At 68.9% G+C, this 17,388-nt stretch carries 18 protein-coding genes and 3 pseudogenes; 14 read left to right on the top strand and 7 right to left on the bottom strand.

Annotated features, from left to right (window positions below; translation table 11 throughout):
- Positions 1 to 921 precede the first annotated feature (921 nt).
- The gene (locus A6P39_RS02850) at positions 922 to 1,104 is read right to left on the bottom strand and encodes a hypothetical protein (protein WP_159396018.1); all 183 of its coding nucleotides are present in this window, start codon (positions 1,102 to 1,104) and stop codon (positions 922 to 924) included.
- 828 nt (positions 1,105 to 1,932) lie between these two features.
- Between A6P39_RS02850 and A6P39_RS02845 the strand changes: the two genes are divergently transcribed.
- The 4 genes from A6P39_RS02845 to A6P39_RS02830 all read left to right on the top strand — a co-directional run bounded on the left by A6P39_RS02845 (position 1,933) and on the right by A6P39_RS02830 (position 3,680).
- The gene (locus A6P39_RS02845) at positions 1,933 to 2,295 is read left to right on the top strand and encodes a DUF1330 domain-containing protein (protein ID WP_067044996.1); all 363 of its coding nucleotides are present in this window, start codon (positions 1,933 to 1,935) and stop codon (positions 2,293 to 2,295) included.
- A gap of 418 nt (positions 2,296 to 2,713) precedes the next feature.
- Positions 2,714 to 3,130: a hypothetical protein gene (locus tag A6P39_RS02840; protein WP_159396017.1), complete on the top strand. Its 417-nt coding sequence runs from the start codon at positions 2,714 to 2,716 to the stop codon at positions 3,128 to 3,130.
- 4 nt (positions 3,131 to 3,134) lie between these two features.
- Positions 3,135 to 3,404 (top strand): hypothetical protein, encoded by a 270-nt coding sequence (locus tag A6P39_RS02835; RefSeq protein ID WP_067044990.1) that lies wholly within the window; start codon positions 3,135 to 3,137, stop codon positions 3,402 to 3,404.
- A gap of 45 nt (positions 3,405 to 3,449) precedes the next feature.
- Positions 3,450 to 3,680: a hypothetical protein gene (locus tag A6P39_RS02830; protein WP_067045003.1), complete on the top strand. Its 231-nt coding sequence runs from the start codon at positions 3,450 to 3,452 to the stop codon at positions 3,678 to 3,680.
- Between the two features lie 513 nt (positions 3,681 to 4,193).
- On the opposite strand, the gene A6P39_RS02825 is transcribed toward A6P39_RS02830, so the two are convergent.
- Both A6P39_RS02825 and A6P39_RS02820 read right to left on the bottom strand, forming a co-directional pair.
- Entirely contained in the window at positions 4,194 to 6,374 is a 2,181-nt protein-coding gene (locus A6P39_RS02825) for an ATP-binding cassette domain-containing protein (protein WP_275883789.1), read from the bottom strand.
- A gap of 571 nt (positions 6,375 to 6,945) precedes the next feature.
- Positions 6,946 to 7,899 carry a helix-turn-helix transcriptional regulator gene (locus tag A6P39_RS02820; protein ID WP_067044984.1) on the bottom strand — a complete coding sequence of 318 codons (954 nt, stop codon included), beginning with the start codon at positions 7,897 to 7,899 and terminating at the stop codon, positions 6,946 to 6,948.
- Positions 7,900 to 8,099: 200 nt separating this feature from the next.
- On the opposite strand from A6P39_RS02820, the gene A6P39_RS02815 reads away from it, so the two are divergent.
- Complete coding sequence (locus tag A6P39_RS02815) at positions 8,100 to 8,375, top strand: ANTAR domain-containing protein (RefSeq protein ID WP_107304329.1); 276 nt, start codon at positions 8,100 to 8,102, stop codon at positions 8,373 to 8,375.
- Positions 8,376 to 8,386: 11 nt separating this feature from the next.
- Here the strand turns inward: A6P39_RS02815 and A6P39_RS45325 are convergent.
- Positions 8,387 to 8,623, bottom strand: a pseudogene (locus tag A6P39_RS45325) (Ku protein); the annotation flags it as partial.
- Positions 8,624 to 8,637: 14 nt separating this feature from the next.
- Positions 8,638 to 8,820 carry an IS3 family transposase gene (locus A6P39_RS02810; protein ID WP_079133326.1) on the bottom strand — a complete coding sequence of 61 codons (183 nt, stop codon included), beginning with the start codon at positions 8,818 to 8,820 and terminating at the stop codon, positions 8,638 to 8,640.
- A 54-nt stretch (positions 8,821 to 8,874) separates the two neighbouring features.
- On the opposite strand from A6P39_RS02810, the gene A6P39_RS02805 reads away from it, so the two are divergent.
- The 6 genes and pseudogenes from A6P39_RS02805 (at position 8,875) to A6P39_RS02780 (ending at position 13,574) form a co-directional block, all read left to right on the top strand.
- Positions 8,875 to 9,153, top strand: coding sequence for a DUF5372 family protein (locus A6P39_RS02805; protein ID WP_079133325.1), 279 nt, complete (start codon positions 8,875 to 8,877; stop codon positions 9,151 to 9,153).
- A gap of 165 nt (positions 9,154 to 9,318) precedes the next feature.
- Complete coding sequence (locus A6P39_RS02800; RefSeq protein ID WP_159396015.1) at positions 9,319 to 9,528, top strand: hypothetical protein; 210 nt, start codon at positions 9,319 to 9,321, stop codon at positions 9,526 to 9,528.
- Between the two features lie 62 nt (positions 9,529 to 9,590).
- Entirely contained in the window at positions 9,591 to 9,836 is a 246-nt protein-coding gene (locus A6P39_RS02795; RefSeq protein ID WP_159396014.1) for a hypothetical protein, read from the top strand.
- Between the two features lie 30 nt (positions 9,837 to 9,866).
- A complete protein-coding gene (locus A6P39_RS02790; RefSeq protein ID WP_067044975.1) occupies positions 9,867 to 10,481 on the top strand; it encodes a hypothetical protein in 615 nt (204 codons plus the stop codon).
- Between the two features lie 93 nt (positions 10,482 to 10,574).
- On the top strand, positions 10,575 to 12,122 hold the full coding sequence (locus A6P39_RS02785; protein WP_067044998.1) for a CYTH and CHAD domain-containing protein: 1,548 nt from the start codon (positions 10,575 to 10,577) through the stop codon (positions 12,120 to 12,122).
- A gap of 319 nt (positions 12,123 to 12,441) precedes the next feature.
- Positions 12,442 to 13,574 (top strand): annotated as a pseudogene (locus tag A6P39_RS02780) (carboxylate-amine ligase).
- A gap of 301 nt (positions 13,575 to 13,875) precedes the next feature.
- Here the strand turns inward: A6P39_RS02780 and A6P39_RS02775 are convergent.
- Together A6P39_RS02775 and A6P39_RS02770 are read right to left on the bottom strand one after the other, a co-directional pair.
- Positions 13,876 to 14,196, bottom strand: coding sequence for a DUF5133 domain-containing protein (locus A6P39_RS02775; RefSeq protein ID WP_067044972.1), 321 nt, complete (start codon positions 14,194 to 14,196; stop codon positions 13,876 to 13,878).
- A gap of 62 nt (positions 14,197 to 14,258) precedes the next feature.
- Positions 14,259 to 15,099, bottom strand: a pseudogene (locus A6P39_RS02770) (SigB/SigF/SigG family RNA polymerase sigma factor).
- Positions 15,100 to 15,750: 651 nt separating this feature from the next.
- Here A6P39_RS02770 and A6P39_RS02765 point away from each other — a divergent pair.
- The 3 genes from A6P39_RS02765 to A6P39_RS02755 are packed head-to-tail and all read left to right on the top strand — an operon-like array spanning position 15,751 to position 17,385.
- A complete protein-coding gene (locus tag A6P39_RS02765) occupies positions 15,751 to 16,113 on the top strand; it encodes a gas vesicle protein GvpO (RefSeq protein WP_079133323.1) in 363 nt (120 codons plus the stop codon).
- A 52-nt stretch (positions 16,114 to 16,165) separates the two neighbouring features.
- Positions 16,166 to 16,615, top strand: coding sequence for a gas vesicle structural protein GvpA (locus tag A6P39_RS02760; protein ID WP_067044966.1), 450 nt, complete (start codon positions 16,166 to 16,168; stop codon positions 16,613 to 16,615).
- The gene (locus tag A6P39_RS02755) at positions 16,612 to 17,385 is read left to right on the top strand and encodes a GvpL/GvpF family gas vesicle protein (protein WP_067044962.1); all 774 of its coding nucleotides are present in this window, start codon (positions 16,612 to 16,614) and stop codon (positions 17,383 to 17,385) included. Before A6P39_RS02760 ends, A6P39_RS02755 begins: the two co-directional genes overlap by 4 nt.
- Positions 17,386 to 17,388 lie beyond the last annotated feature (3 nt).

The raw sequence follows: 17,388 nt of genomic DNA, 5'->3' as shown, positions 1-17,388 counted from the left end.
GCGCGTCTGGGCGCGGCTCCGGTCACACCTCTGGTCCCGCCTCGGATCGCAGCGGACCGCCCTCCGGCACGACCGTACGCAGGGCTCTGACCCGCAAGACAAGGGGCTCTTCGGCGAACTCCCGGCACACCGACTACTTCCGTGGGAAGCCTTCTGCAACAGCACCACGACCAGTGTTCGGGGGACCGGAGCCGGCAGGCAATCTCCTTCATTCTCGGGGTAGCGGCCGGTGGGGTCGCCTGTCAGGCAGAACGTGGCAGGCGTGTGCCGGCGGGCGAGGGCACCGCGGATGCTGTCCAGGCCGGCGTCGTTCCAGGCCGCGTTGAACGTCACCGCGACCACCCGTTCGCGCGTACGGATCACACGGTTCTCCGACCCGAACAGCGCCCGCAGGCCGTCTGCTACTCCCGGGCGAATCGAAGCAGCCCTCGACGTCCCGGCCAGAGGCCCGGCCACCGCCCCCCACGCCCCGGCGAGCAGTCCGGCGGCCACCAGACGGCGGGAGACAGGACGGCGTGCGGCGAGAGAGCGCGCTTCCATGCCACCGTCATCGGCCGTCCGATACTCGCTCTTGAGCCTGTACCGCGGAAGACTTCCGTTACTGCTTGGTCGCCTGGTGGGAAATGATCGCGAAACGTAGGAGGGTTGGCGGTTGTTGAGACACGCCCCTAGCCGGTAGCCAGCCGGCGTCAGGCTGGGGCGGGGCTGCTCTCGGGGCTTGACCCGAGCCGCTGGTAGAGGACGTGGCGGGATCGGCGTGTGCGAGCGACGAGACCAGCGCGGTGCAGGATCTGCAAGTGGTAGGAGGCGGCGGGCGGTTCGGCGGCGCAGAAGACAGCCCGGTGGGTGAAGACGCTCGGCACCTTGCGGCCTCAGCGTCCAGATTCAGACGATGGGGGCTGCCGGGAGGGAGGTGGACGGTCAGTCCGGCATCGTGCCATTCCAGGTTCGGGCAAGATGGTTGAGGGTGTCTGCGATCCCGTGGTGTGCTGTCGCGGAGGCCCGGGCGGTGACGTCGGCCTCCAAACGGGCCCGGATGCCAGGCCAGGACGGTGCCAGTGCCGCGCGCCAGAACTGCGTCAACTCGTCGGCGAGACGTTGCACGAAGTGGTCCTCACCGCGTTCGGCCTGTAAGAGCTGTCGTGGCGGTCGGTGGGAGGACTGAACAGACGCTGGACAAGGGGTACTTCCTCGCGGTGGCCTCGGCTCGTGCGCAGATCCACGCATGGGCAGGAGGACCGCTGACCCAGCCCGCCCTGGGCGGCTGCCGGGCCGGCCGCACCTCTCGGTGCCCGGCGTGAGGGCCCGGGGCCGGGCGGGCTGGTCCGGGCCCTCACGAGGGCTCGCGCATCCGCGGGGGGTCGGATGTTCATGGCGCGACGCCGTACTCAACGACCCTCGACCACGCAGGTCACGCGCCCAGGACAGGCGCGTGAGCCCGGCTGATTTCGGGCATACGAAGGCAGCGCGCGTAGGTGAACCCGCGGCGGCACGGTGGCGACGACCGTGCCGCCGCCTGCATGAGCGGCAGGCCCGACCACGACGCGGGGCACCCCGACCACGACCCCGACCGCTGCAGGTCAGCGCGCTGCCTCGCAGCAGGGACAACCCCGGATCCTGGGGGCGGCCGCCCGTGGTCGCCCACCGTGCGGCTGGGCAAGCCATTGACCCCGGCGCGGGTGGTTTCGTCCGTACTGCCCGCGCTGCAAGCGGGCTGGCTCTGTACGCGCGAGTTGCTGCGACGTCGTTTGTCGATGAGAGTGGGAGGCACCCCCACGGCTGTGAAGTCGGTGTTCATGACCTGGGGAGTCACCCGCCGGCCTTACCGCAGGCGGCGGCAATGACCTGCGAGGTAGTCGCCTTCTTCCTCGCCCCCGGCTACGTTCTGGTCGGCGCCCCGCCCTGGGACGAACGGAACGAAGGAGCCCGACCATGTCCGCTTATGGCTTCGCCCATCTCCGTAGCCGCCGCCAGCACACCGACATCTTCGAGTATCTGGAGCGCATCCAGGCCACCCTCGACCCCTTCGCAGGCCGCTTCCTCATCCACGGTCCGCCGACCGAGGTGGTGGAGGGCACATGGCCCGGCACCATGGTGCTGATCGAGTTCCCCAGCCTGACCGAGGCCCGTGCCTGGTACGACTCGCCCGCTTACCGAGACATCCTGCGGCTGCGTACCGATCACATTGAGGGCGATCTGCTGCTGATCGAGGGCGTCGGACCGGACTACCACCCTGCCGAGCGGGCCGCCAAGCTGCGCGCCGAGGCCGGGCAGGCGGGGCAGCCAGCCGCATAGTCACAGGCCCCTCTCCGCCCGCCGGCTGCTGGCGTTACTGGGCGCGGTGAGCGACGGCCACACTCAGGCCACGAAGAAGCCCAGTGATCATGATCAGGCCCCGTGAAGTGAAGGTGAAGGACGCCGACGGCAGCGAGCGGCCGATGTGGCGCACCCGCTGGTGGGTGCCCGACGGACGGTACGGCGATCAGCCGCACCCGCCGCTGCTGCTCGTCTTCAACCGCGTCGGCCTCCGCAACCCCAACACCGTCATCGCGCAGCTGGCCGAACTGACCCATCAGCACTGGCAAGGCGAGGCGCACGACGGCTTCCACATGTACGACGGCAAGCTCCCCATCGTGGTCACCGGCATGAAGATGCTGAAGGAGCATGGCCCGGCCGGGGCGGTCTTCCGCACTTCGGCCGGCCGCACAACCAGATGCTCCTGGAGGCGATCGGCAACCCCCGCCGCGAAGCCCACGACGCCCGTCAGCAGGCCGAGTACGAAGCCCGCGAGCGGGAGTACAAGGAGCAGCTGCGCCGCGCGGCCGAGCAGCAGAGGGCCGAACGGGAGGCCCGCCGTCCCATGTGCGCTGGCTGTGGCACCAGGTTCACCGACGAACGGTGGAAGGCCATCGAGCCCGCCGGATGGGACGTCCCCCGGGAGACCCACCCGCACCTGTGCGACGACGACTGCAAGCGGCGCGCCATCACCGCCGAACGCCAAGCCGAGCACCCCGAGGCCGAGCAACCAGGACCAGGCTGTCCCCGAGCAGAAGGCCGGCGGCACCTGGCTTTCGCGCCTCCGCGGCTGACACGGGCAGGCCGACGCTGTCAGTGGTGGCTGCAAGGCTGAACGGATGGAGCGTGATGACGAGCAGCTGCTGCGGGGCCGGGTCTGCGCCGACTACGACCACCCGGGCCCGCGGCCAGACCGGTGCTACGCCGAGCGGGTCGGCGGGCCGCTGGATGGCCTGCTGCTCGACTTCACCGGCTGGACGCAGGACGAAGTCGACACTGGTGTCTCCCTGCAGACCGAGCTGGGACAGTTCGGCCCCGACGGGCCGACGCTGTACGACCCGCGCCCCGGCGACCCGACCCGCTGGGACTGGTGTGGCGACACTCCCTGACCGGCCGACTCGCCCCACGATCCTGTGAAGGGCGCGCTGGGAGGCGTGGCCAGCGCACCGATCATCGTGCATCGGCCCGCCGGAACGGGCGGCCGGAGAGTCACTGTGCACCGTCAGGGCCGGGACGAGATCCTCGGCATCGCCGACAGCGATCACGACCTGGTCGTGTTCCTCGAAGGCGCCGCCATCGCCGACCCCGAGGCCATCCTGGACGACCCGCAGTGGGTGGAATGGCGTGGCGGCCCCGCCCAGGCAACCTCACCCCCATGGGCCTGAAGGCCGCCTCCTACGAGCTGGGTAGGACGGTGGGGTTGGGAGATGGGCGGCCGGCCCGTGGCGCGGTCCGCAGCGGCGCCTCCCACCCGATGGCGGTCAACTGCCGTAGCCGCGCCGGTCGGAGCACAGCGCACGTGAGTGTGATCGTGTGAAGGTCTCGTGGGCGATGGCAACCCTGGCGTGGGAGGCGCGCCTTGCTGGGGCAGAAGTTCGACCAGTACTTCCCCGTGGTCTGCGCGGTGCGGCCAGTCGGGCAGTGGCATCGCGTGCTCGTCACCCCCGGCCGCACCGCGCAGCCAGTGCCCGGCCCGAAGAGGGGGGCAGTACGCAGGCTGCGGCCGCGGGGCTGCCCCCGGGACAGCGGCGCCTACCGCTGTCCCGGGACGCAGCGATGGCGTACAGCCCGCAGGCGAGGTCGCCAGGCCGGGCGCGTTCGTAGCGGGCATGACTGCGGCGTTCGGTACGGATGGGCTGTCCGGTCAGCGGGTCGCAGGATGCCAGAAGGTATTGGCGTCAGCCGCGGCGCATGACCAGCGGCTCGTGGCGCCGGAGGAGCACCACTACCACGATGATGCCAACCAGCCCCAAGCCTTCCAGCACCCCTGCATCCAGCCACCACTGGTGGGCGGTGTGGACCCAGAGCGGGTCGGCGGAGTGCGGGTGCCTGTCGTCCGCGGGTGGACCGATCCGGCTCAGGTTGATGGTGGCGGCCTGCGCGGCGACCGCCCAGCGGGAGGGGACGAGCCAGGAGAGCTGATTCAGACCCACCTGATTGAAGAGCGGGAAGACTGCACCGCTGAACATCACCTGGACGACTGTGGCGAGCACCAGCAGGGGCATCGTCTTCTCGGCAGTGCGTACCAGGGCGGAGATGATCAGGCCGAGCATCATCGAGGTGGTGGAGAGGAGCACCACCACCAGAACCAGCTCGATCTCGGACGGTGTGGTCACCAGTCCCACCGGCGGCAGCCGGCGGCCGGCCAGTCCGATCGCGACCACCACGAATCCCTGTACTGCGGTGATCAGCCCCAGGACCATCACCTTTGACAGGACGTAAGCGGACCGGGCCAGCCCTATGGCGCGTTCCCGCTGGTAGACGACGCGTTCCTGGACCAACTCGCGCACCGAGTTCGCGGTACCGGTCAGACAGGCACCCACTGCCAGCACCAGCAGTACGGGTTGGGCGTCGACGTTGTAGTTCGGAGCGCAGGACGCCAGCTTCGCGCAGGTCTGTGTGGCGGCCATGAAGCCGTACTGGGCAGGCACTGTCACGCTGAGCACCCCCATGATCAGCGGCAGTGCGAGCAGCAGACCCGCATGGCCTCGGTCTGCTGCGATGACCGACACGTTGCGACGCATCAGGGTGGTGAACTGGGAGCGCCAGCTCGGCGGACGAACCGATTCGGCACCGTTGAATTCCCGCAGTCCGCCGCCCGCCTTCGGCCGTTTCCTCTGCTTCCTGTGTTTCTTCAAACCCTCCGCGCCGGACTTCTCGGTCTGTGTTCCGTCGGCGGGTGGGTCGGTGCGCTGGGCCGCCGCCTCCTCCATGACCGTGGTGTACGTGCGATAGTGAATCGATTTGTGGTAGCGGGCCGCCCAGTCCCAGTCGGGATGAAGGTCGAAGGCCTGGAAGACGTCCGCCCAGTCGTCGTATCCGAAGAACTCCAACGCGTACTGCGACGGACCGAAATACGCGGTACGGCCACCCGGCGCCAGGACCAACAGACGGTCACAGAGATGGAGGTTGGCGATGCTGTGCGTGACCACGGCAACACGGCGGCCACCGTCCGCGAGACCCCGCAGCATCTGCATGACCTGCCTGTCCAGGCCCGGGTCGAGGCCGGAGGTCGGTTCGTCCAGCAACAGCAGGGCGGGTTTGGTCAGCAGTTCCATGGCGACTGAGACACGTTTGCGTTGACCGCCGGAGAGCGCGGTGATCCGGGTGTCCATACGGTGCGAGAGCCCCAGTTCCTCCAGCACCTCCTTGACGCGCTCTTCCCGGGTGGCGGCATCGCTGTCGCGCGGGAAACGCAGTTTGGCTCCGTAGCTCAGCGCTTTGCGCACGGTGAGCTGCGGATGAAGGACATCGTCCTGTGGGACGAGGGCCACGCGCTGGCGGAGTTCCGCGAAGTGCGTATAAAGGTTGAGGCCGTCGTAGAGCACCTCGCCCTCATCGGCGGGCTGATAGCCCGTCAGAGCCCGCAGCAGGGTGGATTTACCACAACCCGACGGGCCTACGATGCCGACGAGGGCCTTCTCGGGAAGGTCGAGGCTTACCTGGTTGAGCAGGGTCTTCGTTTCGCTGCGCTGGCGCACCCGGACTGTCAGGTCCCTGGCGATGAAAGAACCTGCGCCCCCGTCGGCGCGCACCAGCCGACCGTCTGCCAGATGAAACCTGGAATGACCGATCGCGACAATGTCACTCGGGCAGAGCACGTGCCGGACAACCCGATGACCATTGACGTACGTGCCGTTCGAGCTGGTGAGGTCCGTTATTTCGGGCTCACCCTCGGCCGTCTGCCCCAGTACCGCATGGTACTGGGAGACCATGGGGTCCGGCACGACGAGGTCGTTGTCGGGTGCGCGGCCTATTCTGAGGACTCGCTCGGCGTTCGACAACGTCTTATCTGTCATTTCCTGAGCGCCAGTCCTGTTCAGTTGCATTTTGATGTGTGCATGACGCGCGTAGGTCAAACCGCGCCACCGGGATGCGTGACCGCCCCCGGGACCGTCCTGCGCCGACAGAGTAACCCTTCATCTATCGCAGCAAGTTCACGGTTTGTCTTACGTTTCGCAATTCGGCAATCTTCCACCAAAACGGTTATGCGCCCGCTCATCCAGGCGCCCAGTCCATACCATGCCGGGAACTACACGGCCGGAGAAGTTGCCGTCACCTCCCGTGACCGCCGGCACGAGTGGTACTCGTCCGCCTCGACCAACTGCATGGTCGCAGTTCGCCGCTGTGCGGACACTGCACCCGCCGTCCGGGACGACCATCACCCCATCACCGCCGCTTCCGGAGCAGACCTGCCCCTGGCCTACCGTCGCGCCGACCACCTGCACCTTCAGCGGCCGGGCACCTCGACCGTCCCCAGCCCGCAAAATCTCCGCGGCCGTCCTCACCCTGGAGTGGCAGCGCTGGAAGACCTGACCCGTCGTAGGGGCAATGCCGAAGGCCTTAGGTGCCTGGTAGGTGTTGTGCTACGACTGCATTTGGGGGAATGAGATGGTCATTCGCTGACGGCGCTTGCTGCTACGCTCGCGCTCAGCCGTCGGTCAGGGTGGCGTGGGGAGTGCGCCGGTAGGTGTCGCGGTACAGGGCGGCGAAGCGTCCCGGGTGATGGAAACCCCAGCGGGCGGCGATCGCCGTGACGCTCTCCCCGCTGTCCGGTGTGGCGGCCACCAGGTCCTGGTGGGCGTGGGCGAGCCGCACCCGGCGCAGGTGGGCCAGCGGGGTGGTGTCCAGGTGCCGCCGGAAGGCGTACTGCAGGGCGCGCACGGTCACATGGGCCGCAGCGGCGATGTCGGCGACCGTCACCGGCTGGTCGGCGTTGTCGTCGATGTAGGCGAGCGCGCGGCGCAGCATCACGGGATGCGCGTCGCGGCGGTCGGCCGCGGTCGGCTCGGGCAGGGCCGTGTTCGGGAAGGCGTTCAGGACACTCGCCGCCAGGTACTGCACGGCGGTCGCAGCGATGAGCGGCTGGTCAGCGGTCTCGGGCTCGGCCAGCACCGAATCCCGCAGGTGGGCGATGGTACGGCTCAGGTGACCGGCCGCGGCCGCCGAGCGCGGCCGGTGCCCGGTCAGCCGTACCGGCCGCGCATCGTCGGGGCCGGCGGCCACCTGGGCGAGCAGTTCCGGGTCCAGCATGGTGATGTTGTAGCGGGCGTGGCAGATGCGCCCGGAGTACGGCAGGTCGGGCGGGGCGAACAGCACCACGTCACCCGGCCCGAAGGTGTCCTCGGCGCCCTGGAAACGATGCTCTTGCACGGTTCCCTCGTGCACGACGCACAGGCAGATCCGCCCGAGCGGCGTGACCGAGTAGCTCATCTCGAAGTCGAGGGCGAGTTCGTCGACACTCACCGGGGCGATGGCGGTGCGCCGGATCTGGGCCCGGCCGGCTTCGGGGGTGCTGCTGCCGATGCGCATCCGGGCGTAGGCGCGACTGAGGAAGTCCTCCGTGACCTCCAGGTCCGCGCTGTCGAAGGTGAGTGTGTCCATGTCTCGCGCTTGTCCCCGAATCAGCCGAGCATGTCGCGTTGACCAGGTGATTTTCGTTTTTCGTCCGAATGTTTGCGAAGTCGTTCGCTTGGTGGCTGGCGCAGGCGGGGGCGTCGCGTCGAGGGTAGCGGCATGATCGGAGGCGAGGAGAGGACGGACGAGCTGGCGGCGCTTCAGGAGGAGGTGACCCAGCTGCGCGCATGGCCGTGGTTTCGCACGCCGTGATCGACCAGGCCATCGGAGTGGTCCTCTCTGTTGGCGGGCTCCGGCCCGAGCAGGGCTGGGACGTCCTCAGAGAGGTCTCCCAGCACACGAACATCAAACTCCGAGAGGTGGCCCGTTGCCTGGTGCACTGGCCGTCCGGCGGGCAGCTGCCCGCCGGTGTGCGCCGGGCCCTGTCCACGGCGGTGGCCCGTGCCCGTGACCCCGCCGCCACCGGACAGAACGACGCTATGAGCGGCCGGCCGGTGCGCTGAGGAGGCAGGGGCGTGTCGGCTGGGACGAGCCCGAGCACGTCGATGGCGCGGTGTGTGGGCAGTGGCGGCCGCTCGAGGTCGGCGTCGTCCAGGACGGCCATGGTGCCGTCGAGCATCTCCACGCCCCGCGCCACGTCTTGATAGGCCACCTCCTGGCCGTCCAGCTCGCAGACCCGGCGATGGCGAATGCGTCCCTGATCGCTCCGATGTACCTCGTGCATCTGAGATTGTTCCGCTTTGACGGACACCGTCGGTGTGGTGGTCAGGCGGCGAGTGCGGCCTCGTAGTCGACGGGACAGCGGGAGCCAAGGCTGCTGTGCAGTCGGTGCAAGTTGTACCAGCTCTCGATCCACTCAAAGATCGCGGTGTGGGCGGCGGACCTGCTCGGCCAGGGCTGGGTGCCGATCAACTCGTGCTTCAAGGTGGCGAAGAACGACTCGGCCAGCGCGCGTTGGATTCACCGTCGAATGCGCTCGTTCCCCGCGTTGACGATGGATGCATGCGGTTGATCCATCCGTTTCATCCTCGGTGTGGTGAGGTTTTCGAGTTCCTCGAGCGACTCAACTCTTGGCGCGCAGATGTGGTGTTGGTCCTGGACGGCCAGGGCCGCAGGTGTTCGTTTCCGCTGGAGTGGACGGATATGGCGCCGGTGGATGCGTTCGGCGCGGCGGCCCGCGGCGGTTGTCCGTATCGGACCGGGGACCTGGTCGAGTTGGCGGACCTGGTGGCCGGGCTGCTGTCTGGCGGCCGGAACGGTGTCGGGGAGATGACGCCGTGATCGTCGTGGGATTGAGGCCGCTGCCGGGGGCGCTCTCAGGTGCCGCTGGGGGCGTGTGGAGCCTCGGGATGGTCCATGACCTGCTTCTTTGCCCGGCCTTCGCGCTCTTGGCCCCGATGGTGGGCGGTCTGATTCTGAGGACATCGGGATCGACCGGGAGGCGCGATGAGCCACCCGACGGGCAAGAAGGCGGCACTGAAGGAGTTCCGGGCGCTCAATCCGCGGCCCGAAGCCGTGACCGACGAGGATTTCGCCGCTTGTGCGTTCCTGGACCCGGACGATGTGGTCAGCCCAGCTGGCGGAAGCGGACTTGGAACGGTTCGGGATCGCCGTTCATCCGCGGTCGGTGGAGAAAGCCCTGGCCAGGCGGCGTGAACCGCGCACTGCGGAGGAAGTCCATTACTGACGAGGCGGCAGTCAAGGTGGGTGCGGCCGAGGTGGCTGGAAGGTATGAGGACCTGCGGGCCGCGGTCCTCGGCGGTGTCGATGAGGGCTCCCGGCACGGCTGGGCGGTGCTGGCCCGCTGCGGCATGGCCGCCTGGATCAAGGCAGTCGTCCGGATCCCCGTTGCATTACCAGCCGTTCGGCACGGGTCGTCGGCGCCGGTCGCGGTAGCGGGTGAGTTGGTGGAGGTGCTGGCGCGCATGGCATGGACGGCGGCCGGGGGCTGCCGCAGCGGATAACCACAGCGACGCGCCGTCAAGGAGGGTGCGGTGAGTATCGAGCAGAGTGGGAAGGTCACGGCGGAGCATCTGCGACGGGACGTGTATCTGTATGTGCGCCAGTCTTCGCTCAAGGAGGTCGTCAACAACAGCGAGTCCACCCAGCGGCAGTACGCTCTTCGCGGCCGGGCCGTCGCGCTGGGCTGGGAGGACTCCCAGATCCGCGCCCCATCTCCAGGAGCTGGCGGCGACCTGGACCACGCTGTGCTGCGTCATCCACAGCTCGGTGAGCGACTGCACCACTGTGCGGTCGTCGCCGGTCAGGTCCCAGCGGTGCAGGATCAGCCCCCCGCATGTGTTCCGCGAAGAAGGGGGCACTTCACCAGCCGCGCGGTCCACATCATCTTCGTGTCCGGGGACAGGTCCTGGGCTGCTGCTGCCGCCACCTCCGTCAGCTTCTCGCAGCGGCTCAGCACCAGCGGTATGCAGGCCGCCGCCGAGTGGCTACGGGCAGACCGGCACGTCGATGTCGCAGGCGCCGACACCTGCCGCATCAGCGACTCCGTCGCCTACGCCGACGGCGCGATCGAGAAAGGTCCTGCTGGACGCCCTGCACGCGCTCGTGGCGGGTCGGTGTGCGCACGGCTTGGCCTGGGCTGGCGCTGAATGGACAGGCCGTCCTGGGGCGAATGGCCTGATGGGCCGCCTGATCCCGGGCCGGCGATGTTTGTACGGGGCGCAGAGGTGTACGCGGAGGACATGACGGACACGAAGCAGGAAACAGAGCGAAAGTACGAAGCCCCGTCGGCTGACGAGACGACATGGCTGCCCGACCTCACCGGTGTGGGCCCGATCATGACCGTCGTGGATCAGGGCACCGAGGATTTGGACGCCGTGTACTACGACACGGACGACCTGCGCCTGGCCGGTACCTCGGCCGTGCTCAGGCGAAGGACGGGGGGAACTGATTCTGGCTGGCATCTCAAACTGCCCCTGTCCCCGGACAGCCGGGAAGAGGTACAGGCCCCGCTGTCCGACGCACTTCCGGACACGCTGCGCGACCTGACCCTTTCCCGTACCCGGGGAGCGGAGGTGCGTCCGGTTGTCCGGATCCGGTCCACCCGTGGCATACGGCAGCTCGTCGGTTCCGGAAGCACCGTCCTCGCCGAACTCAGCATCGATTCGGTCCGCGCCGAGTCCCTCCTCGGCACCAACGCGCGGGCCTCCTGGACCGAGATGGAGGTCGAACTCGCACCGGACACCGACCCGGCACTTTTGGACGTGGTGGACAAGAAACTGCGCAAGAGCGGTGTAGACCGCGCACACTCGCCGTCCAAGCTGGCCCGGGCTCTGGAGGAGACGATGGCGGGAGCGCCCAGGCTGCCGGGCGAGCGGACTGCCGAGACCGTCGTGCCCGGATCCGCCGGCGAAGCGGTCCTGCGCTATGTCGAAGACAGGATTCACACCCTGGTGAGCCTGGACCCCGCGGTACGTCGCGACGTGCCCGACTCGGTCCACAAAATGCGCGTCACATGCCGGCGGCTGCGCAGCGTCCTGCGCTCCTACCGGTCCGTCCTCGATCGGAAGGTCACCGATCCCGTCCGCGAGGAACTCAAGTGGCTGGGAAACGAGCTGGGCGCCGAACGTGACCAAGAGGTACTCCTGGAGAGGCTGAGTTCGAGCATCGACGCTCTGCCTCCGGAACTGGTCTTCGGCCCCGTCGCCGCCCGGCTCCAGGTGTGGGACCTCAACAACAGCTCCGAGGCCCACCAAGGCACCCTCGACGCCCTGAACTCACCCCGTTACCTGGCCCTCCTGGACTCGCTGGCAACGCTCACGGAACAGCCCCCGCTACGCGACAAGGCCGGCCGGGCGCCGGAGAACATCACGGCCAAGGCCATCCTCAAGGAATACGACCGTCTCTCCGGCCGCGTTTCCCACGCACTGGAACTCTCGCCGGGGTCAGAACGTGACACAGCCCTTCACGAAGCCCGTAAGGCGGCCAAGAAGACGAGGTATGCCACGGAGCCGACGCGCGACACGCTGGGCAAACCTGCCAAACGCCTGGGCAAGCGCGTCAAAGCCGTCCAGAAGGTGCTCGGAGACCATCAGGACAGCGTCATGACACGCGGCGCCCTGCGCAAGATGACCCTGGCAGCCCACGCGGCCGACGAACCCTCCTTCGTCTGGGGCCTGTTGTACGGACAGGAGCAAGCGAAGGCCGACAGGAGCGAACGCGAGTTGCCGACGGTATGGGCCGACGCTTCGCGGCGCGATCCGCACAAGACGCTCAACCAGACCCGCTGATGCGCCCTTGAACCGCCCACGTGTCCGCGTAGTCGGCGGCGCGGGTGGTCGCGTCCGGGTGTGCTCCCCTGTTCGGCGGCACCAACCGTCCTGCGTGACGCTCGCCGGCCTCGGGACCGCGCGGCTCGCCTCCGCCGTACCGACAACAGGCCGGGCCATGCCTCATTTCGACCACAGGGAAACCATAAATGTCCGGGTGCGAGTCGACGTCGGCCACGTTTGTACGCCGGCACTTGCGGCTACTTGGTCTGCGTCTCCTCTCGAAGGGGCGACGGAACTCCGGTGCCTTCGGTAGCGCCGGAGAAAACGCTCTGTCGTCGTGGGCGGCGATCACTGCCAAGAGACGGAAGGTGCCACAGATGTGATCACCCTGGGTGCCGAAGAGGAATATCTGCTGGTCGACGCGGTCACCGGTCGGCTGGCCCCGCAGGGGGACAAGGTGCGTACAGCGGCGGGACTGAAGCCCTTTGTATCCGACCAGGAACTCCGCACGGAATTGTCGCAGGCCCAAGTGGAAGCGGTCACTCCCGTTTGCGGCACGCTCGACGAGCGCGGTGGCCATCTGCTGCGGCTGCGGCATGCCGTCACCGCGGCGGCTGAAGCGCTCGGCTGTCGGGTCCTGGCCAGCGGCACCCCCCGTCGCACACCCGGTCCATTCCGGTCACCGACTGCCCCCGCTACCGGGCCATGCAGCGGCAGGCTCCGCAACTGGTGGCCGAGCAACTCGTGAACGGCATGCACATCCACGCCGCAGTGCCCGACCGGCCCACCGGCGTGCAGGTGATCAACCGGATCCGGCCCTGGCTTCCCGTACTGACCGCGATTTCGGCCAATTCCCCCCTCTGGGAGGGCGAGGACACCGGCTTCGCCACTTGGCGGACCCCGGTCTACGACCGGTGGCCGGTCAGCGGCGTGCCACCGTACTTCGCCGATGACACCGACTACGGCCGACGGGTCCAACGCCTCCTGGACAGCGGCGTCATCGCCGACACCGGCCAGCTCTACTGGCAGGCCAGAATGTCCGAGCGCTATCCCACCATCGAGATCCGCTGCTTCGACGTCCAGCTGCGTACCGGCGAGGCTGTCATGTTCGCCGGCGTCGTGCGGGCTCTCGTGCAACGCGCGATGTGGGACACCACCGAGGGCGCGCCGGTATGGCAGCCCGATCCGGAACTGCTGGATGCGGCGATGTGGCAGGCCGCCCGGCAGGGACTCTCCGGGGACCTGATCGACCCGGACGGCGAACGACGGCGCGCCGGAGACGTGGTCCGCCGTCTGATGCGCCACGTCGGGCGGGCCCTGAAGTATGCGGGAGACGCGCGGGAGGGCAGGGCACTGGCGCACCGGCTGCTTCAACTGGGCACCGGCGCGGACCGGCAACGGCAGGCGTTGGCCCGGGGCGGCGTTGCGGAGGTCACCGAGATGATCACCGGCATGAGCGGCTCGCCCTGAGCCTGATGCCATAGCGGCGACGCGGTGGCTGACCGGAGGTGAGCCGGATGCCCGGACGTTCCGAGGGTGAAGAGGCCGGTATCGTCGCCGACAGGGCGGTCCCCCTCCGCACACACGAGGACCGCGCCGATCAGGTCCGCTTGCCGGCAGCATTGACGACAAGGTCCTGTCCTGCGGACACAGAAGCTGGTGAGTGCGGACGACGGCGGCAACGGGCGGGGGGTGCCCCTGATCCCGGCCCGTCGGAGCGGACGGGCCAGGACAAGCGCCTCCACCGGGTCTATCGGCGCTTGATCGCACGTCAGCCTTGCGGCAGGACACTGCGGGCTGGGGTGTGGGTCGGCGTTCGGGCGACTTGGCCTGGGCTGACGATGGTCGGTGCCCTGCCCGTTCCGGACGCGGCGCCTGTGCCGTCGACGCTGTCGATGGTGTGGTCAAGGTAGTCCTGTGCCACACGAAGAGCGTGTGAGACCTCCTGTGTCCCGGTGGACACACAGAGCGTGTAGGCCAGATCCTGAAGGCGGGTGCCCACCGAGACGTCGTCGGCGAGCGCTTTGGTCGCGATGAGCGCTTCGTACTCCTTGACGAGTCTGCGCAGGGTCGTGGGGTGGGGCATGAGCATGGGGACTGTCTCCTCGGATCCGGACGGGAACGGCTGTAGGGCGTGCGGAATGAGGGGGCGTGTCATCGGCCCATGGCCGTGGCGCGGACTCGCGCGCAGCTGCGGCTGATGAGGCGGGAGACACGCATCTGGGAAAGGCCGAGGCGGTCGGCGATCCGGCTCTGCGTCATGTCCTCGAAGAAGCGCATGTAAAGGATGGCGCGTTCGTGTTCGGGCAGGCGGCGCAGCCCTTCCTTGGCGGCTTCCCGGTCGACGACGTCGTCGTAGGAGGTGTCGCTCTGGCCGAGGGTTTCGGCGAGGCTGTAGCCCTCCTCGCCCGTGGCGAGTTCGGCGTCCAGGGAGAGGGTGCTGAAGCTCTCCAGTGCCTCCAGGCCGGCGGTGACCTCCTCCTCGGTCAGGCCGGTGTGGGCGGCGAGGTCGGCGAAGCCGGGTTCGGGGGCGCCTGGTTCGGGGGCGCCGGGGACCTGTGTGAGGTCCCGGCGGGCCACCCGCACCCGGTTGCGCAGTTCCTGCACCCGGCGCGGCACGCGCAGCGCCCACATCCGGTCCCGGAAGTGGCGTTTGACCTCGCCGGTGATGGTGGGCACCGCGTAGCTCTCGAAGGCGCCGCGGGAGGGGTCGTAGCGGTCGACGGCCTTGGCCCAGGCCGAGCGCGGCGACCTGGCGGAGGTCCTCGACGGACTCGCCGCGGTCCCGGAAACGGCCGGCTATGCGGTGAGCCATGGGCAGCCAGGCGGCGACCAGTTCGTGGCGCAGGGCGTGCCGCTCGGAGCCGTCGTCGAGGGCGGCCAGGCGCGCGAAGAGGGCTGCCGTGTCCGGTGCGTCGTCGTGGCTGCGCCGGGACGCGGCCGGGGTCGTGTGGTCGGGCGTGCGGGGACGGCTGGTCGACAGGTCGGTGGGCATGCGGAATCGCTCCTGAGCGGTCTGTCCAGAAGTCCGGAAATCAGCATCCGGACACGTCCTGAAGGGTTGTCAGGGGCTGCCGCAGCGGAGAACTGCCCGGACCCAGAAGGGCGCCGACAGTTGGGGTGATCTCCCGCTGAGCATGCGCCTCCGGTCCGAAGCACTGGACTCCGCCTGCCCCTGAGTGTGAGCCGCAAACCCAGGGCCTCGCTGACAGAATCCTTGCCATTTCGTGCAGGCGACGACGGAGGAGGCGGCGCCCGGCTCGGAGGCTGCGCTACGGGCGTGGTGCCCGTGGCCGCGCGACGGGCCGCGGTGACCGGCTCTTTTTCGATGTAGGGCGCAACGTCCGTGCCCAGACAGCGGTAGCCCCCTACACGTGCGGGCCACGCCCGATGCTCCCGTCGTCGTACCCGTCAGCTGGGACCAGCTCGCCATCCCCTGTGTCGACGCGTGCCGTTGAACCGTCACCGACGCCATCGACCAGCCCCGCACCAAACCCTGGGCCGGGACGGCCGACCAGGGCCGGAGTCTGGTCCCGCCCGGCCAGGGTGGACGCCATGGAAGGGCGTCGTCCAACCGCGCGACGTGTACGGCCGAGTGTGAAGGTTTGGGTGTGATGCCTCCGGCCACTCGGACTGGGAGGTGACCATGACGAACACACACAGCACGTCCAAGACACAGAATTCACATCAGGATCGCAATCGCGGCAGCGAACCGGACACGGCCGCACAGGACCGGCCGGGCGCCATGGAGGTGCTGCGCCAGGCGCGGGCCCAGCTCGCGGAGCTCACCGGTATGGCTGCCGAGACCGTGTCGTCCTTCGAACGGGCCGGGGACGGCTGGGTGTTGGAGATCGAGGTGCTCGAACTCCCCAGGGTGCCCGACACGATGAGCCTGATGGCGAGCTATCGGGTCGACCTCGATCCCGAGGGGCAGCTCACCGGGTACCGGCGCGTGCGCCGCTACGAGCGTGGGCGCGCCGACACCGCACATAGGCTCGGCGGCCGCTAGGCCGCCCTCCGGAGGCCCCGGACGGATTCCACGACAAGGAGGTCGGACAGGCATGACCGTTGTACCGGCACAGCAGACCGGCGGAGGCGGCGGCAGCAGCGGCCTCTACGACGTGCTCGAACTCGTTCTCGACCGGGGGCTCGTCATCGACGCGTTCGTGCGGGTCTCCCTGGTCGGCATAGAGATCCTGAAGATCGACATACGGATCGTCGTCGCCAGTGTCGACACGTATCTGCGCTTCGCCGAGGCGTGCAACCGGCTCGACCTGGAGTCGGGCCCGAACAAGAGCCCGGGCCTGCCCGAGATCGTCGGCGAGGTCACGGAGTCCGGTGCCCGGGGCAAGTCGAAGGGCGCGCTGTCCGGGGCCGCGGAGACGATCTCGGACGCCTTCCAGCAGGCCCGCGACGAGCACTCCGGTTCCGACTCGGGCGAAACCGAGTCCCGGCCGCGTGCGCGTAGGGCGACGACGGCTCGCCGCAAGGAGAGGGAGGAGCAGGAGTGAGTACGTACGTCTACGGCATCGTGGCCGCGACGCATCCTGCCCTGCCCGAGGGAATGGGCGGGGTCGGCGATCCGCCGCGCCAGGTGCGCATCCTCACCGCGGGTGAGCTGGCCGCCGTGGTCAGCGAGGCCCCCGAGGGGCTGCGGCCCAAGCGCCGGGATCTGCTGGCCCACCAGAACGTGCTGGCGGAGGCCGGGGGCGGCGGCTGCGTGCTGCCCATGAGGTTCGGCAGCATCGCCCCGGACGACGACACTGTCACCGGCGTCCTGGCCGAGCGCGCCGACCACTACCTGGAGCGGCTGCGTGCCCTCGACGGCCGGGTCGAGTACAACGTCAAGGCCAGCCATGTGGAAGAGGCCGTGCTGCATCGCGTGATGTCCGAGAACCCGACGCTGCGTACCCTGGCCGAGGCCAACCGGCAGGCTGGAGGCGGCAGTTATGAGAGCCGGCTGCAACTCGGCGAGCTGGTGGTGACGGCTGTCCAGGTCCGTGAGGCCGAGGACGCGCTGGAGGTGCGGCAGACGCTGGAGCGGGAGGCCGCGGCCGTGGCCGTGGGTCCCGAGTCGACCGGCTGGCTCGCCAATGTCTCGTTCCTGGTGGACCGTGCGGGGGCCGAGAAGTTCCTCGCCGAGTTCGAAGCGCTGCGCAAGAGCCATCCGCACCTCGACCTGCGGATCAACGGACCGCTCCCGCCATACAGCTTTGTCGAACCCGGGCCCTCCGAACCCGCGGGCACCACCGTCGGCGGTGCGGGGGACGGTCAGGAGTAAGGC

It is taken from the genome of Streptomyces sp. FXJ1.172, from assembly GCF_001636945.3.
Taxonomy (GTDB): domain Bacteria; phylum Actinomycetota; class Actinomycetes; order Streptomycetales; family Streptomycetaceae; genus Streptomyces.
Note: the sequence above shows the minus strand (reverse complement) of the source record. Positions and strands in the feature narration are given on the sequence as shown.

What these genes read in the sequence shown, in the direction of transcription:
- A6P39_RS02765 (WP_079133323.1), top strand. Translation starts at nt 15,751, where the DNA reads ATGACGAACACACACAGCACGTCCAAGACACAGAATTCACATCAGGAT.
- A6P39_RS02800 (WP_159396015.1), top strand. Translation starts at nt 9,319, where the DNA reads ATGAGCCACCCGACGGGCAAGAAGGCGGCACTGAAGGAGTTCCGGGCG.
- A6P39_RS02785 (WP_067044998.1), top strand. Translation starts at nt 10,575, where the DNA reads ATGACGGACACGAAGCAGGAAACAGAGCGAAAGTACGAAGCCCCGTCG.
- A6P39_RS02845 (WP_067044996.1), top strand. Translation starts at nt 1,933, where the DNA reads ATGTCCGCTTATGGCTTCGCCCATCTCCGTAGCCGCCGCCAGCACACC.
- A6P39_RS02775 (WP_067044972.1), bottom strand. Translation starts at nt 14,196, where the DNA reads ATGCTCATGCCCCACCCCACGACCCTGCGCAGACTCGTCAAGGAGTAC.
- A6P39_RS02840 (WP_159396017.1), top strand. Translation starts at nt 2,714, where the DNA reads ATGCTCCTGGAGGCGATCGGCAACCCCCGCCGCGAAGCCCACGACGCC.
- A6P39_RS02835 (WP_067044990.1), top strand. Translation starts at nt 3,135, where the DNA reads ATGGAGCGTGATGACGAGCAGCTGCTGCGGGGCCGGGTCTGCGCCGAC.
- A6P39_RS02760 (WP_067044966.1), top strand. Translation starts at nt 16,166, where the DNA reads ATGACCGTTGTACCGGCACAGCAGACCGGCGGAGGCGGCGGCAGCAGC.
- A6P39_RS02820 (WP_067044984.1), bottom strand. Translation starts at nt 7,899, where the DNA reads ATGGACACACTCACCTTCGACAGCGCGGACCTGGAGGTCACGGAGGAC.
- A6P39_RS02805 (WP_079133325.1), top strand. Translation starts at nt 8,875, where the DNA reads ATGCGGTTGATCCATCCGTTTCATCCTCGGTGTGGTGAGGTTTTCGAG.
- A6P39_RS02815 (WP_107304329.1), top strand. Translation starts at nt 8,100, where the DNA reads ATGGCCGTGGTTTCGCACGCCGTGATCGACCAGGCCATCGGAGTGGTC.